This is a genomic window from Pseudoalteromonas sp. SG45-2 (assembly GCF_014164115.1).
Classification (GTDB): domain Bacteria; phylum Pseudomonadota; class Gammaproteobacteria; order Enterobacterales; family Alteromonadaceae; genus Pseudoalteromonas; species Pseudoalteromonas distincta.
Map to the genome: position 1 here is coordinate 1 of NZ_JACJEO010000075.1, position 319 is coordinate 319.

A 319-nucleotide genomic window follows, 5' to 3' on the forward strand; every position below is an offset into this window, starting at 1 on the left:
AGCCTGGTAATGTCCTACTTTCACATAGCAAATGCTACACTATCATCGGCGCTGTTTCGTTTCACTACTGAGTTCGGCATGGAGTCAGGTGGGTCCAAAACGCTATTGTCACCAAGCAAATTAGGGCGTTAATTCGTATCGCTACGCACTAACTGAATTTGGAAAATATCTGATAATATTTTTTAAGTCTTTTCAGTAATATCTACTTTAGTCATATTAACTTCTGTCTAAACTGTCGCATAAAACGCGTTTGGCGTTGTATGGTTAAGCCTCACGGGTAATTAGTACAAGTTAGCTTAATGGCTCACACCACTTCCAC

Annotated in this window: 1 rRNA gene; it reads right to left on the reverse strand. The window is 40.1% G+C overall.

Annotation, left to right across the window (positions count from 1 at the left end):
* Position 1 precedes the first annotated feature (1 nt).
* A 5S ribosomal RNA gene (gene rrf, locus H5116_RS20155) occupies positions 2-116 on the reverse strand.
* Positions 117-319: the final 203 nt, after the last annotated feature.